Origin of the sequence: Falsiphaeobacter marinintestinus, from assembly GCF_007923355.1 — a bacterium.
Lineage (GTDB): Bacteria > Pseudomonadota > Alphaproteobacteria > Rhodobacterales > Rhodobacteraceae > Phaeobacter_A > Phaeobacter_A marinintestinus.
Window position 1 is genome coordinate 153,629 of the sequence record NZ_VOGO01000010.1, and the last position, 13,853, is coordinate 167,481.

14 protein-coding genes are annotated in these 13,853 nt (G+C 57.5%); 8 read left to right on the forward strand and 6 right to left on the reverse strand.

The features are described 5' to 3' along the window. Positions 1 to 40: 40 nt before the first annotated feature. Positions 41 to 1,606, reverse strand: coding sequence for a PAS-domain containing protein (locus FOY56_RS19045; RefSeq protein ID WP_246139533.1), 1,566 nt, complete (start codon positions 1,604 to 1,606; stop codon positions 41 to 43). Positions 1,607 to 1,651: 45 nt separating this feature from the next. After that, positions 1,652 to 3,049 (reverse strand): sensor histidine kinase RegB, encoded by a 1,398-nt coding sequence (gene regB / locus FOY56_RS19050; protein WP_146347706.1) that lies wholly within the window; start codon positions 3,047 to 3,049, stop codon positions 1,652 to 1,654. A gap of 88 nt (positions 3,050 to 3,137) precedes the next feature. Here regB and FOY56_RS19055 point away from each other — a divergent pair, with 88 nt between their 5' ends. The 3 genes from FOY56_RS19055 (at position 3,138) to FOY56_RS19065 (ending at position 5,588) form a co-directional block, all read left to right on the forward strand. Then, entirely contained in the window at positions 3,138 to 3,758 is a 621-nt protein-coding gene (locus FOY56_RS19055) for an SCO family protein (protein WP_146347708.1), read from the forward strand. 87 nt (positions 3,759 to 3,845) lie between these two features. Beyond that, entirely contained in the window at positions 3,846 to 4,400 is a 555-nt protein-coding gene (locus tag FOY56_RS19060) for an ActR/PrrA/RegA family redox response regulator transcription factor (RefSeq protein WP_146347710.1), read from the forward strand. 12 nt (positions 4,401 to 4,412) lie between these two features. After that, a complete protein-coding gene (locus FOY56_RS19065; RefSeq protein WP_146347712.1) occupies positions 4,413 to 5,588 on the forward strand; it encodes a glycosyltransferase 61 family protein in 1,176 nt (391 codons plus the stop codon). A gap of 3 nt (positions 5,589 to 5,591) precedes the next feature. Here the strand turns inward: FOY56_RS19065 and FOY56_RS19070 are convergent, their stop codons facing one another. Beyond that, positions 5,592 to 6,188 (reverse strand): HD domain-containing protein, encoded by a 597-nt coding sequence (locus FOY56_RS19070; protein ID WP_146347713.1) that lies wholly within the window; start codon positions 6,186 to 6,188, stop codon positions 5,592 to 5,594. Between the two features lie 399 nt (positions 6,189 to 6,587). Here FOY56_RS19070 and ahcY point away from each other — a divergent pair, with 399 nt between their 5' ends. Both ahcY and FOY56_RS19080 read left to right on the forward strand, forming a co-directional pair. Then, positions 6,588 to 7,982: an adenosylhomocysteinase gene (gene ahcY, locus FOY56_RS19075; protein WP_146347742.1), complete on the forward strand. Its 1,395-nt coding sequence runs from the start codon at positions 6,588 to 6,590 to the stop codon at positions 7,980 to 7,982. A gap of 269 nt (positions 7,983 to 8,251) precedes the next feature. Then, on the forward strand, positions 8,252 to 8,593 hold the full coding sequence (locus tag FOY56_RS19080) for a DUF2853 family protein (RefSeq protein ID WP_146347715.1): 342 nt from the start codon (positions 8,252 to 8,254) through the stop codon (positions 8,591 to 8,593). Between the two features lie 180 nt (positions 8,594 to 8,773). Here FOY56_RS19080 and FOY56_RS19085 read toward each other — a convergent pair whose 3' ends face one another. The 3 genes from FOY56_RS19085 to FOY56_RS19095 all read right to left on the reverse strand — a co-directional run bounded on the left by FOY56_RS19085 (position 8,774) and on the right by FOY56_RS19095 (position 10,691). Then, positions 8,774 to 9,169 (reverse strand): DUF1761 domain-containing protein, encoded by a 396-nt coding sequence (locus FOY56_RS19085; protein WP_146347717.1) that lies wholly within the window; start codon positions 9,167 to 9,169, stop codon positions 8,774 to 8,776. Between the two features lie 95 nt (positions 9,170 to 9,264). After that, on the reverse strand, positions 9,265 to 9,873 hold the full coding sequence (locus FOY56_RS19090) for an SH3 domain-containing protein (RefSeq protein WP_146347719.1): 609 nt from the start codon (positions 9,871 to 9,873) through the stop codon (positions 9,265 to 9,267). Beyond that, positions 9,870 to 10,691: an ABC transporter permease gene (locus FOY56_RS19095; RefSeq protein WP_146347721.1), complete on the reverse strand. Its 822-nt coding sequence runs from the start codon at positions 10,689 to 10,691 to the stop codon at positions 9,870 to 9,872. Before FOY56_RS19095 ends, FOY56_RS19090 begins: the two co-directional genes overlap by 4 nt. Before the next feature lie 118 nt (positions 10,692 to 10,809). Here FOY56_RS19095 and cysQ point away from each other — a divergent pair, with 118 nt between their 5' ends. The 3 genes from cysQ to FOY56_RS19110 are packed head-to-tail and all read left to right on the forward strand — an operon-like array spanning position 10,810 to position 13,653. Beyond that, positions 10,810 to 11,607, forward strand: a complete 798-nt coding sequence (cysQ, locus tag FOY56_RS19100; RefSeq protein ID WP_146347723.1) for a 3'(2'),5'-bisphosphate nucleotidase CysQ — start codon at positions 10,810 to 10,812, stop codon at positions 11,605 to 11,607. Between the two features lie 10 nt (positions 11,608 to 11,617). Beyond that, on the forward strand, positions 11,618 to 12,418 hold the full coding sequence (locus FOY56_RS19105; protein WP_146347724.1) for a 3-deoxy-manno-octulosonate cytidylyltransferase: 801 nt from the start codon (positions 11,618 to 11,620) through the stop codon (positions 12,416 to 12,418). Then, the gene (locus FOY56_RS19110) at positions 12,415 to 13,653 is read left to right on the forward strand and encodes a glycosyltransferase family 2 protein (RefSeq protein ID WP_146347726.1); all 1,239 of its coding nucleotides are present in this window, start codon (positions 12,415 to 12,417) and stop codon (positions 13,651 to 13,653) included. Before FOY56_RS19105 ends, FOY56_RS19110 begins: the two co-directional genes overlap by 4 nt. Positions 13,654 to 13,853: the final 200 nt, after the last annotated feature.

Below are 13,853 nucleotides of genomic sequence, written 5' to 3' on the forward strand. Positions count from 1 at the left end.
CCGCCAACATGACCCCGCTACACGCGGGCTGCAAGGCGGTTCAGACGTCCCCGGCCAAGGTCTTTTGACCGGGCGGGCCTTTAGATGGCGTGTCGCGCTGGCGGCGGAAGCTGACCATAGTTGCGCCGCTGGGAATCGGGTGGATCGTGCACACCAGCATATCGCCGGTGCGCCGATGTGCTTCAGCCCACCAACCGGCCCGGTTTTCCCGGCTGTCGACAAAGTCGCGGATCTCACCCCACAGCGGCGTTGCAATACAGCGATCCTGCCAGCTGCGGGTGGCATCGACAACGGTAACCTGAGCGAAACTGCGGTCCGGGTCGACCTCCCACATCTGGTTGTAGGCCTCATTCGAAAAGGCCAGCGCCCCGTCCGGAGAAAACACAACGATGGCGTCATCCAGAGTATCCATCACGGACTGACCCAGCTCCAGCTCAGACCGGAACCGCCGCGTCAGGGTGATTTCTGCAGTTATATCTTCGAACAGAAAGGCGACGGCACCGTCAGGATGTGGTCGCCCGCTGACCGAGTACACAGACCCGGATGGTAAGGTCCATGTTTCCTGATAGTTGCCGACGGCGGCAGCTTCGACCAATCCCGTCATTCGGTCGCGCCACGAGCGATAGTTCTTTGGCTCGGGCATCATGCTTCGATCGCGAAGCCGGTCAAAGAAGGTCAACAGGTTGGGCCGGGCACTCAGAAAGTCGGCCGGCAGGGAGGTCAGGTCGATCAGCGCCGGATTGAACAGGGCTAGCTGCCGGTTCCGGTCAAAGATCGCCAACCCGATCGATAATTGTGCAAAGGTCTTGGCCAGGGTCTGAACAAAGTTGCGCTGGGCGATTTCGGCATCGACGACCGCGTTGATATCAACGGCGTAGCACAGAAACCCTTCGGGCTGCTCCACCACGGTTACATCATACCACAGCTTCTTGTCGCACGTCGGATCAGGGATCGACACTCGCCTTTTCAGGCCTTTGTCCTGCGCGTCTTGGGTAAGTTTGAAAAGCGATGTGGTCGTATCAGACCCTTTGCCGTGGATCCTGCTGGCCAGCGCGGCATAGGCCGCGTTGCACCAATGGACGTTGCCTTGGGCATCGGCGCGCCAGACAGGGTAAGGGGCTGAGTCCATCGCCACCCTCAAAATCTCAAGCTCGGGCGAAAACGCCGTGTCTGTCTCCGCGCGGTTCTTCCGCAATTCTACACGCGCTATGCCATCGATCCATTCGCAGATCGCGTCCTTGGCCAGCTTGGTGTCAATCGCGGGAATCAGGATCCGGCCTTTGATACGGATATCGTCGGGATCGGCGGGAAAGCCAGGAAAGTTCTGCATCAACTTGCGCCGCAGCGTTGTCCAGTCTGCCGGGTCCTTGCCAGACTCCAACATGCGATGCCCGGCGGTTGTTGCATCGATCAGGTCAACGCCGTCGAACAGAAAGACCATGTCAGACGTCAGGGCAGAGGCGCGAATTTGCGGTGCCGGGGGCCTGCGCGGCGAAAGCCAAAGCACCGCTGCAACCGATGATCCAATGCAGATCACCGCAAGTATGGCTAAGTCCGAAAGCGAAAGAAACTCCATGATCGCGGCCCCGTTGTCACTGTCTGCCACTTTGGCAGGGCCGGAGTTAACGGAAGTTTAATCTCTGGCGTAAATTCAAGCCTCGAACGGCTGGTTCAGTCCGACAGGAATCGCATTTTCGCCGTGTTGCGCATCGATCAGACTGCGATCCCAGACAACCTGAACAATGGCACCGCGCTGTTCGGCCCGGGTCGAAATGGTCTGGTATGGATCCGATCCGTTGACAAAGGTCAGCTGCGCACCAGTGCGCTCAAGCAGCGTTTTGGCGATGAACAATCCAAGACCCATGCCCTCGTACTCTGGTCGTGCTTTGCGGTCGGATTCCGTGCGCCGTCGCCGCATGAACGGATCGCCGATCCGGCCAATCATCTGGGGCGGATATCCCCGCCCGTCATCAATAATCCGAACTGCAATCATGTCGTCAGTCCACATTGATTCGACCCAGACATTGGCGCGGGCAAAATCCACGCCATTCTGAACCAGATTGCGCAGGCCGTGGATAATTTCCGGTTTCCGCAACACGGAAGGTTGCTGCATTTCGCCACCATCGGCCGGGCCTTCGTCGAAATGTACGTATTTGCCGCGATGCGTGTGTGGCTCGGCGGCCTCATGCACAATGGTGCTGAGAGGGGCTTGTCTCAGGTGAAGATCGTCCTTTCCGGCGCGCCCCATGTCACGCAGGATATCGCGGCAACGATCAGCTTGTTGGCGGATCAGCGCGGCGTCTTCGCGCAGCTCCGGCCTGTCATCAAGCTCTTCCATCAATTCGGCGCTGGTCAGTTTTATGGTGGCCAGCGGCGTGCCCAGTTCATGGGCTGCAGCGGCAACAACTCCGCCAAGATCGGTGAGTTTCTGCTCCCTCGAAAGCGCCATATGGGTGGCCGCCAAAGCCTGCGCCATCGAACGCATTTCAGAACTGATCCGTTGTGAATACGCGCCCATGAACACGACGGCGATAATGATGGCAGCCCAGTTTCCGAAGACGAACACATCCGGGATCCGCAGGATAAACCCCTGTTCGGTGCGCAGCGGCAGGTGGTATTCGGCCAACAGGGTGACAAGGATGATCGCGGTTCCACCGATGAACATCGTCGGCCTGAGCCCCATCACGTTGGCGGAAATAACCACGGGCCCCAGCAAAAGCAAAGCGAACGGGTTGTGCAGCCCTCCGGTCAGGTAAATCAGGAACGCCAGCTGCAGCAGGTCAAACAGCACCATCAGGAAGTTCTCGAACTCGGACAGTCGTTTGTTTTCCGGGAACACGAAGATCGCGACAAGGTTGCCGATCACCGACACGCCGATCGCCAGGTAACACAGGCCCAGCTCAAGCTGGAGGTGATACATCCGCTGCGCGACGGTGATGGCGGTTATCTGACCTGCGATGGCGACCCAACGCAGCAGGATCAGTGTGCGAAGGCGGATCCACGAGCTGCGCTCTTCATCCCGCAAAAAACCAAAGGTGGATTCTGACATAAGTATCCCGAGTCAGTTGCAACGGCTGGCTGAATTGTTAGGTGTCCTGCAGGAAACCTTCAACATCCCTCGCATATCCGGGCTTGCCATGACCAGACTAATTGCTATCGCCGCCGCACTCGTTGTTGCCGCCGTACTCGGCGGCATTTGGTACGTTTCGCGTCCTGCGGGTGACGCCGACCAGTTTGCCCAGTGCCGGGCCAGCCAGATCGCCGGAGGGACAAGCCAGATTGGCGGACCATTTGAACTGATCAATGCCAAGGGCGAAACCGTGACTGACAAGGACGTAATCACCGAGCCGTCAATTCTGTATTTCGGATATACATTTTGTCCCGATGTCTGCCCGTTGGATAATTCACGCAATGTCGAAGCTGTCGAAATTCTGGAAGACCGCGGGATGACCGTGACGCCGGTTTTCATTTCCATCGACCCGAACCGCGACACGCCCGAGGTTGTTGGCGATTTCGCCTATAACCACCATGACCGCATGATCGGGCTGACCGGATCGCCTGAACAGGTCAAGGCTGCCAGCAAGGCCTACAAGACCTACTACAAAGCCCATCCAGAAGAAGACGGGTTTTATCTGGTCGATCATTCGACTTTCAGCTACCTGGTTTTGCCCGAACAGGGCTTTGTCGAATACTACAAGCGGGGCACGACGCCCGAAGAAATGGCCGACAGCGTCGAATGCTTTATCAAGAACATGTAACAGTCTTGTTTGACGTTTTAACTTGCGTCGTGAATACTCGCCCGCACTGATAACAATAAATAAACACTACGCTGCGGAGGAGTACGTATGGCCGAACCTGCCCTGCGAGAAATCGGACCTGACAAGTCGCTGTTGCTGGTTGATGATGATGAACCGTTTTTGCGACGACTTGCAAAGGCGATGGAAAAGCGCGGGTTCGAGATTGAAACAGCGTCTTCCGTCGCTGCCGGTCGTGCCATCGCAACTGCAAGGCCACCCGCCTTTGCGGTCGTTGATCTTCGTTTGGAAGACGGCAACGGGCTGGATGTGGTCGAAGTGCTGCGTGAAAAACGCCCTGACAGCCGCGTTGTTGTTCTGACCGGCTACGGCGCGATTGCAACTGCCGTTGCTGCGGTCAAGATCGGTGCCACGGATTACCTCTCCAAACCGGCGGATGCGACGGACATCACCAACGCATTGTTGGCCATGCCCGACGAACTGCCGCCACCGCCGGAAAACCCGATGAGCGCGGACCGCGTGCGTTGGGAACATATCCAAAGGGTTTACGAGTTATGCGACCGCAATGTGAGCGAAACCGCAAGGCGTCTGAATATGCATCGGCGCACCTTGCAGCGGATTCTGGCCAAACGCAGCCCGCGCTAGGGGGACCTGCGCATGGCTGAAGAACAGTCATTTGGCCCTGATGTGCAGCCTTGGCCGGAAGGTGGCTGGTCAGAGGAAATTGTGACTCTGTCGGGTGCGACCGTGGTCCCGCCCATCGAAAGCGGTTTTGTTCAGGAAGGCGGCGTTCTGGACGCTGAAGGGGCCTATTGTCCGCACGGCGCGCTTTGGCGTCGCTATCGTCCGATCACCACCGAACCGAAACCGCCGGCAAAAGTTGTTGAAACCCTCGAGGGGCGCTGGCTTTGGGGTGGTGTGCTGTGGGTGCATTTCGGCCATTTTCTGGTGGAAAGCACTTCGCGTCTTTGGGGGCTGGAATACCTCGACAAACCTGTCGACGGGATCCTGTTCATGCCCAAGCGACCCAAAGTTGGCGATACGGTCCACGGATTTCAGTCTGATTTCATTCATATGATGTCGCCGGACCTGCCGATCCGGGTGCTCACGGACCCGACCCAGGTCGAAGAACTCGTGGTGCCCGGTCAGGGGTTTGGCCTTGGCAAAATCGCGTCCGGGACGGGCAAGTTCCGCGATGCAGCCCACAAAGCATTCGCCAAGGATATCAAGCCCGAAGGCCCCGAGAAAATCTATATCTCACGCTCAAAACTTGGCCTTGGCAAAGGCGGGTTGTTGGGCGAAGAACACTTGGAAGACCTTCTGCGCGCTGAAGGGTACGAGATCTTTCACCCGCAAAACCACGATCTGCGCACCCAAGTCGCCCACTACAAGGCGGCCAAAAAGGTGATCGCTGCGGATGGATCGGCCCTGCACCTTTACGCCATGGTTGGGACACCCGATCAGCCCGTGGCGATGATCCTGCGCCGCACCTCTGGGGCCAACACGCACCTGTCCAATAACATCGCCAGCTTTTGCGGACGCGAGCCGTTGATCATCAACGCGCTGCGGACCGAATGGCTGAAGGCGAACACAGGCAAGTCCGATCGCCATTCGTTCGGTGAGCTTGATCACGCCATGATCGGTCAGGCGCTGGGCGCAGACGGGTTCGTGCGCGAAGGGCTGAACTGGCCGGTACTGACAGACGATCAGCGTAAAAAGATCCTGACCGACAAGGGGCTTGATACCGACAAATTCGTAGAAAGCCCCGAATTCGTTCGCAAACGTAAACGGGCGGCAAGGCAAGCAAAACGCGCATTGAAAGCAGCAGAATAGCCTCTAGCCCATTTGCTTCAAAAGCGCCTCATGCCGGGCTGTAAACGCGTTGCGCACCTCGACTGGGGGGCGCAAATGAATGTCGAACCCATCGATCAAAGCCGCATCAGGGCGACCAAAGAATTTTGTCGCCTCGCTTTCGGAAAACCCGGCGATCCGTATCGCCTCCATCCATGCACTGACCCGGTCTGCCTTTTTTATCTGGCGCTTCACGGTTGCTGGAATTGCTGCGGGCAGGCCAAACCGGATGTGAATGGCGGCTGTCAGCCTGGCGTCCAGTTCGCCATATCCCGGCCCGACCGATGCCTTCACCGGCGAAATCATGTCACCAATCACGTATTCCGGGGCGTCATGCAGCAGGGCGGCCAAACGCCATTTGATCGGCGCCCCGGGAACGATCCGTCCAAAGATGTCTTCGACGAGCAAGGAATGCTCAGCCACCGAATACGCAAAATCGCCCCGTGTTTGACCGTTCCAGCGGGCGACAAAGGCCAGACCATGCGCGATATCCTCGATCTCGATATCGACCGGTGTGGGATCCAGCAGATCCAGCCTGCGGCCCGACAGCATTCTCTGCCATGCGCGGGGTTGTTTGGCCATTTCGATGCGCCCTTTCTGGCTTTGCCATGCTTTTGCCACATTTGCGGCGCATTCTGAACGTCATCAAGATCACCTGCTGCCAGCACACACCATCGCCAGTGTTTCTTACACGGCGCGGGCGATCTCGATATAAGGCCGGAGGGGGGCGTGTACTCCTCCCAGCGCGCGCCTCTTCCGGTTCTTACCTGTACCGAAACCCGCTTGTTCTGTTCAAGCGCTTGTTGGCGCGGCTCCGGGCGCGCAGCTATGGTGCCACAACTGGGCTACCCGGCCGCATTTCCGCTCCTCAACACCCCAACTAGCCTCTTGTTTTGCACCTGCGGCGATCCACATTGCGAGCAGGGCAAAGGAATGCTAGGTGCAGCCCGATCTTATACTCTAACCGGAACGGAGCTGACCATGGCCGGGGATTACATCGTCAAGGATATTTCGCTGGCCGACTTTGGCCGCAAGGAACTGACTATTGCCGAAACCGAGATGCCGGGCCTGATGGCCCTGCGCGAGGAATATGGTGATAGCAAGCCGCTGAAAGGCGCACGCATCGCTGGATCGCTGCACATGACGATCCAGACCGCTGTTTTGATCGAAACACTGGTTGCCCTCGGCGCCGATGTGCGCTGGGCATCGTGCAACATCTTCTCGACCCAGGATCACGCCGCCGCCGCCATCGCGGCCAGCGGCACACCGGTCTTCGCCATCAAGGGCGAAACGCTGGAAGAATATTGGGACTACGCCGACAAAATCTTCCACTTCGAAGAAGGCGGCTGCAACATGATCCTGGATGATGGTGGCGACGCCACCATGTACATCCTGATCGGTGCCCGCGTCGAAGAAGGCGAAACCGACCTGATCGAAACGCCGCAATCCGAAGAAGAAATCTATTTCTTCAAGCAGATCAAAAAGCGCATGGCGGAAAGCCCCGGCTGGTTCGTCAAACAGCGCCACATGATTCAGGGCGTTTCGGAAGAAACCACCACCGGTGTGCACCGCCTTTATCAGCTGATGGAAAAAGGCCACCTGCCGTTCCCTGCCATCAACGTGAACGACAGTGTCACCAAGTCGAAGTTTGACAATAAATACGGCTGTAAGGAATCGCTGGTCGATGGCATCCGACGCGCCACTGACACCATGATGGCCGGTAAAACCGCCGTGGTCATGGGCTATGGCGACGTTGGCAAAGGCTCGGCTGCGTCCCTGCGTGGTGCTGGTGCCCGCGTGAAAGTCACCGAAGTCGACCCGATCTGCGCCCTGCAGGCCGCCATGGACGGCTTCGAAGTCGTGACGCTGGAAGATGCCGTTTCGACCGCTGATATCTTCATCACGACAACCGGCAACAAAGACGTGATCCGCATCGAGCATATGCGCGAGATGAAGGACATGGCCATCGTCGGGAACATTGGCCACTTTGATAACGAAATTCAGGTCGCTAACCTGAAGAACCACAAGTGGACCAACATCAAAGAGCAGGTCGACATGATCGAAATGCCTTCGGGCAACCGCCTGATCCTGTTGTCCGAAGGTCGCTTGCTGAACCTTGGCAACGCCACTGGCCATCCGTCTTTTGTGATGTCAGCATCGTTCACCAACCAGGTTCTGGCCCAGATCGAACTGTTCACCAAGGGCGACCAGTACGGCAACGAAGTCTATGTGCTGCCCAAGCATCTGGACGAAAAAGTCGCCCGTCTGCATCTGGCGAAAATCGGCGTAAAGCTTTCCGAGCTTAGCGCGGAACAGGCCGATTACATCGGCGTAAAGCCCGATGGCCCGTTCAAGCCTGAACACTATCGCTACTGATCTCGCGACCCATGAAAAAGAAAGCCCGGACCTTGATTGGCCCGGGCTTTTTTACTTGAACACTCGTTACTGAACTCGAAAACAGTCGGCCATAACCTTGGCGAAGTATCTCTTTCGCCGAACACGCCGGAAACAACACCTGCTTATTGCCACACGACCCCGGGGTGACTTCAGGGGAAACCTGCTGCCAAATTTCCCTTTGTTTCGGCCAGATTGGTGGCTAACGTGCCTTCACATAAAATCAACAAGGCGACCAACAGGAGAATTTGATGGGAAAGCGGGACGACTTGATCGCGCAATATGCGGACGATCTGAAGAACAAATGCGGTATGGACCCGGACATGGGTTTGCTGACCAAGGTCACCATCGGCTGTGGCCCGGCGATCTATAACGCCGACGCATCGACCGTTGCGGCGACGCAAAAGGACGAACTTGAAACCGTCAAGAACAACTTCCTGATCAAGAAGCTGGGCCTTGCCGACGGGCCAGAGCTGATGGATGCGATCAACACAGTGATCGAAACCTATGGCCGCTCCGAGCGCAACAAGTACCGCGCCGTCGTCTACTACATGCTGACCAAGCATTTCGGCAAAGAGTCGGTCTACGGCTGACCTTTGTGAATTGAGACAAATCCACCGGGCTTTTGATTTGCACAATCGCAGTCCGGTGCGATACACCTTTATCAACGACCAGGATGGTCAAGACCTTTAAAATCAGAACACGTGTGGTGAGTAGGTGACACGTGGGGTGAGGGGAAGGTCCGAAGCTATCCGGACCTTCCCCATTTTTCTTCAGAACAGGGTCAGAACCAGCCCCATGACGCCGCACGCCAGCGTCGCATATCCGCCATCGATAAACGTCAGCTTGGCCGGTCGGCCACCGTACAGGTTGTTGATCCCGATCCACGGCGAAATAAAGAACAGCCCAATCCCGACCCCGGCAACGATACCTTTGCCAACCGTGTCGATTCCGGCCAGCTCAAACACATGACGCATCATGCCGGCTACAACCAACTGCAAAACAAATGTCATGGCAAACAGCTTCGGGTCCTGCCCGCCTTCCGGCTTCCCGTCCGGTCCGCGCTTGATATTGGCGGCGTCCATCCACGGTTCGGCTAGTGCCATGTACCACACCGCGCCCAACGCGAACCCGGCAATTGCCGCGACGATCACATTCAGAATTTCCATATCCGACCCCTCAACGATTCACAGGCCAAGTTTGCCTGATAACCACACCTTTGGGGAACACGGTTTTGCGATGGGCTGTCGAAGGGCGCTAAAAGTCAGTTCAGCGCAAGCGTGCAGCAGCCAGTCAGAAGGGCAAGTCCGGGGGCCAGCGAGACCAGATTGGCCTCTATCCCGAACTGGCGATCCGACATTCCGTCATTACAGGCCATCCGAGACACGATAAGCACCGCATCCTGCCCCAGGCCAACAACAAAACGATCTGTCCTGTTACCACTGGTGGACAACAATCCGGCGGGCATGGCCTTGGGGGCCTCGCTCATTCGAGAGAACGTGGCCCGTTGCCCCTGCACCAGATCAAGCGTCCAGAATGGTTCGGTTCCGAAACACTGCAAGTCTTGCGCCAAAGCATAATCGCCGGGGTCCGGGCGCGGCTGAAGATACCGTAAGCTGGCCCAGCCTGCTGCTTCACCGACGTTGACCAACCCCCATTTCCCGGATGGGTCCGTATCCAGAACCTCGACACCGGTCTGGTCAAACGCCAGCGTTCCGACAATCGGCGCACCCGAAGACGGGGCGGCCCGCACGTTCAACACATCATTGGCAGCCACGCCGGACACGTCATGCAACACCGGAAACAAGTCTCGCGCGCCAAGTGGTGCCGAAACCACAAGCAGGATCGAAAGAACCAGACCAACCAGCCTCATCTGCGGGCCTTCCAGCTGAGCGACACATGTTTGCGGGTATAAAATTCGCCCATCAGCCCAATCATGAACAGGATAATGCCAACCCAAAGCGCGTATTCCCAACTGGTCACGCGCGGATAATAGTTGATGAATACATAGCCCCGCGCCTGATCGATGGTGTGAAACAGCGGGTTCCAGATGAACATCGGCAGCATGAAGGACGGCAGAGAGTTCGCAAGGAACATCTTTCCCGACGCGATCATGTTGGCCCGCTGATAAATCGTGCTGCCAATGCCGGCAAACGTCGGAAACCAAGGCCGGATTGACAGGAACAGCAGCCCGACGCCACAGCCGGTGAACCACGACAGCAGGACCATCCCCATGGCGCCAATGGGATCGTCGATGGTGATCGGGTTCATCACGACGTGATAGAAAAACAGGATGATCAGCATCGTCAGGACCTGGATGTACAGCGACGCGACAGCAGATGCAGAGATCGCAATCGCCGTGTTCATCGGCGCGTGCTTCATCATCGGGCTGGTCGGCCCCTCGGCTGCCATGATCGCCGCCACCGCTTTGGTGTGGCACATGAACAGAAAGATCCCCGACATCACATACAACAGGAAATCGCCGCGCACGGCCGACGCCCGCAGGCCCAGAACCGAAAACATGAAGTAGAACACGATGACGAACAGGGCCGTTTGCAGGATATTCTTGGCCAAAGCGACAAAGGCGTTCGTGTGCGATGACCGCACGCTGCGCGCGGCGGCGTGGAAAATCAGTTCAAGCGTCGTAATGGCGTTCGCAAAGCTTGAGGTGTTGGTACGATGCTGAAACATTAACCTGTGGTCCTGTGACGCTGCACGATGTCGCACGGAATTCTTGCTGTTCCGTTATCCACACACCATAAGAGGCTCCGCGACCATATTCAACAAATCACAAAAATGGAGCCATTTTGTGACATATGACGATTTGATCCCGTTGATCCGCAAGTTGGCGATCGAGGCAGGCGAAAAGATCATGGAGATCTACAACGCCGATGATTTTGATGTGAAAGTCAAATCAGACGATAGCCCGGTCACCGAAGCAGACGAAGCCGCCGACGCCATTATTTCGGCTGGCCTGCGCGCGGCTTTCCCGGATGTCACGCTGGTGACAGAAGAACAGTCCGACTCGCATTCCGAGATGGCGGACACTTTCCTGATCGTCGATCCTTTGGACGGCACCAAAGAATTCATCAACCGTCGTGGTGACTTCACCGTGAACATCGCGTTGGTGGAAAACGGCGTTCCGACTCGTGGCGTGGTTTATGCCCCGGCCAAGAACCGCATGTTCTTCACCCAGGCCGATGGTCAGACCGTGGAAGAAACCGGCGCGTTCGATCCTGCAACCGTTGGCGATGTTGCCCCGATTTCGGTTGCTGACAGCGACAACGCGGCGCTGATGGTCGTGGCCTCCAAATCGCACCGCGATCAGGCCACCGACGACTACATCAACAAATACGCGGTCAAAGACATGAAAAGCGCGGGATCCTCGCTCAAGTTCTGTCTGATTGCGACCGGTGAGGCGGATATCTATCCGCGTTTGGGACGGACCATGGAGTGGGACACGGCAGCAGGCCATGCCGTACTGCTGGGTGCTGGCGGTCAGGTTGTGCGGTTCGACGACCACACCCCGTTGACTTACGGCAAGGAAGGCTATGCCAATACCTTCTTCATCGCGTATGCTCCGGGCGTTGAACTGAAAGACGCCTGAAAGACATAAGATGTCCGTACTTGTGGCCATTCCGGCCCGTTATGCCTCGACCCGGTATCCGGGTAAGCCGCTTGTGCCGTTGACCGGCGCAAGCGGAATGTCGAAATCCCTGATCCAACGCAGCTGGGAAGCGGCCAGTGAAGTGAATGGGGTCGACCGCGTCGTGGTCGCCACCGATGACGACCGGATCAAGGCCGAGGCCGAAGGGTTCGGGGCCGAAGTCGTGATGACATCCTCCGACTGCGTCAATGGTACCGAGCGCTGCGCCGAAGCGTTCGACAATCTTGGCGGCGGCTTTGACATCGTCGTCAACCTGCAGGGCGATGCGCCCCTGACCCCAGCGTGGTTTATCGAAGATCTGATTACCGGTCTGCGCGCCGATCCGATGGCCGAAGTTGCAACACCCGTGTTGCGTTGTGACGGGCGCGCGTTGAACGGATTTCTGGATGATCGCAAGGCAGGCCGCGTTGGCGGCACGACTGCGGTGTTCACCAAGAACAGCCATGCTCTGTATTTCTCGAAAGAAGTGATCCCGTTCACGTCCAAAACCTATGCAGATGACGCGGAAACGCCTGTGTTTCACCATGTCGGCGTCTATGCCTATCGCCCGTCCGCACTGGGCGCCTATCCGCGTTGGTCACCCGGGCCGCTGGAACAGCTTGAAGGGTTGGAACAGTTGCGCTTCATGGAGCACGGTCACACGGTTCTGTGCGTCGAAGTCGAAGCCCGCGGTCGCCAGTTCTGGGAGCTGAACAACCCCGAAGACGTGCCCCGGATTCAGTCGATGATGGCCGAGATGGGATTGGAATGAGTGGCGCACTGACGGTCAGTATCGTGATCGTCAGTCGGCATCGTCCGGATGCATTGCGACGGTGCTTGATGGGCGTGTCACAACTGGCCTACACCCCGTTCGAAGTCATAATCGTCGCCGATCCCGCCAGCTGTGCCGGATTACGCAGTGTGCCAACTGCAGCCCACGTTAAACTATTGCCCTTTGACCAAGCCAACATCTCAGCCGCCCGAAATGCCGGGGTCGGACTTGCTGCTGGTGAAATCATCGCATTTATCGATGATGATGCCGTGCCTGAACCGACGTGGCTTGACCATCTTGCGGCCCCCTTTGCAGATCCGACGGTTATGGCTGCAGGCGGTTTTGTTCGTGGGCGCAATGGTATCTCGTGGCAATCCCGGGCCAACTCCGTTGACTGGACAGGGCAGGAAACGCCCCTCGATATCCCAGAAAGCAGCCCAACCGTTCTGACACCGCCAACAGGGCGCGCCATCAAGACCGAAGGCACGAACATGGCCCTGCGCCACTCAGCGTTGGTTGCGTTGGGCGGTTTCGACCCGAGCTATCGGTTTTTTCTGGATGAAACCGATCTGAATTTGCGATTGGCCGCCCATGGGTGGTCAACGGCCCTTGTTCCTCTGGCCCAGGTTCATCACGGATATCTTGAAAGCGCACGCCGGCGGGCGGATCGGGTGCCCACGGATCTGACCGAAATCGGGGCCAGCTGGGGTGTTTTTCTGACAAGGCATTGTCCGCCGGATCAGGTCGCATCGGCCTGGGCGCGTGTTCAAACCGACGAACGGGCGCGCCTGCTGCGCCACATGGTAACCGGCGCGCTTGAACCACGGGACGTTGGGCGGCTGATGTCAGAGCTGATCAGTGGATACGAAAACGGATTGAAACGCAAATCTGCGGTGCCGGTCCCGCTTCCCACCACTGGGCACCCGTTTCTGCTGTACCCCGGATCATTCAAAGCCCCCAACAAAGTGTTTTCCGGTCGGATCTGGGCGCTGGGTCGCCTGCGCCGCAAAGCACGGCTTGCCGTCCAGACAGGGCATCGCGCAAGCTTGTTCAGTTTTTCCCATACCGCACTTTATCATCGCGTCCGGTTCACATCAGATGGGGTCTGGGAACAAACCGGGGGTCTGTTCGGTCGCAGTGTGCGCGATCAGAAGGCGTTTCGATTGTGGACATTTCGTCGCCGTGTCGACTTTGAAACGGAACGCGTGGCAAAAGTGAGATCAATCACGGGCTAAATCGCCGTTTTCGAACCACATCGGCAAAAAACCGCCATCAACTTTACGTGCAAGTCCCCTTTAAGCTGTTAATATATCTAAGATCCCTTTGGGTGCCTGTGCCATCAGGTAAATTTGTTTCAGTATTGAGGACGATCATGCGCAAGAAGGTGACGAAAGCGATTTTTCCGGTTGCGGGTTTGGGGACGCGGTTCCTGCCG

What these genes read in the sequence shown, in the direction of transcription:
- regB (WP_146347706.1), bottom strand. Translation starts at nt 3,049, where the DNA reads ATGTCAGAATCCACCTTTGGTTTTTTGCGGGATGAAGAGCGCAGCTCG.
- FOY56_RS19055 (WP_146347708.1), top strand. Translation starts at nt 3,138, where the DNA reads ATGACCAGACTAATTGCTATCGCCGCCGCACTCGTTGTTGCCGCCGTA.
- FOY56_RS19060 (WP_146347710.1), top strand. Translation starts at nt 3,846, where the DNA reads ATGGCCGAACCTGCCCTGCGAGAAATCGGACCTGACAAGTCGCTGTTG.
- FOY56_RS19065 (WP_146347712.1), top strand. Translation starts at nt 4,413, where the DNA reads ATGGCTGAAGAACAGTCATTTGGCCCTGATGTGCAGCCTTGGCCGGAA.
- FOY56_RS19070 (WP_146347713.1), bottom strand. Translation starts at nt 6,188, where the DNA reads ATGGCCAAACAACCCCGCGCATGGCAGAGAATGCTGTCGGGCCGCAGG.
- ahcY (WP_146347742.1), top strand. Translation starts at nt 6,588, where the DNA reads ATGGCCGGGGATTACATCGTCAAGGATATTTCGCTGGCCGACTTTGGC.
- FOY56_RS19080 (WP_146347715.1), top strand. Translation starts at nt 8,252, where the DNA reads ATGGGAAAGCGGGACGACTTGATCGCGCAATATGCGGACGATCTGAAG.
- FOY56_RS19085 (WP_146347717.1), bottom strand. Translation starts at nt 9,169, where the DNA reads ATGGAAATTCTGAATGTGATCGTCGCGGCAATTGCCGGGTTCGCGTTG.
- FOY56_RS19090 (WP_146347719.1), bottom strand. Translation starts at nt 9,873, where the DNA reads ATGAGGCTGGTTGGTCTGGTTCTTTCGATCCTGCTTGTGGTTTCGGCA.
- FOY56_RS19095 (WP_146347721.1), bottom strand. Translation starts at nt 10,691, where the DNA reads ATGTTTCAGCATCGTACCAACACCTCAAGCTTTGCGAACGCCATTACG.
- FOY56_RS19105 (WP_146347724.1), top strand. Translation starts at nt 11,618, where the DNA reads ATGTCCGTACTTGTGGCCATTCCGGCCCGTTATGCCTCGACCCGGTAT.
- FOY56_RS19110 (WP_146347726.1), top strand. Translation starts at nt 12,415, where the DNA reads ATGAGTGGCGCACTGACGGTCAGTATCGTGATCGTCAGTCGGCATCGT.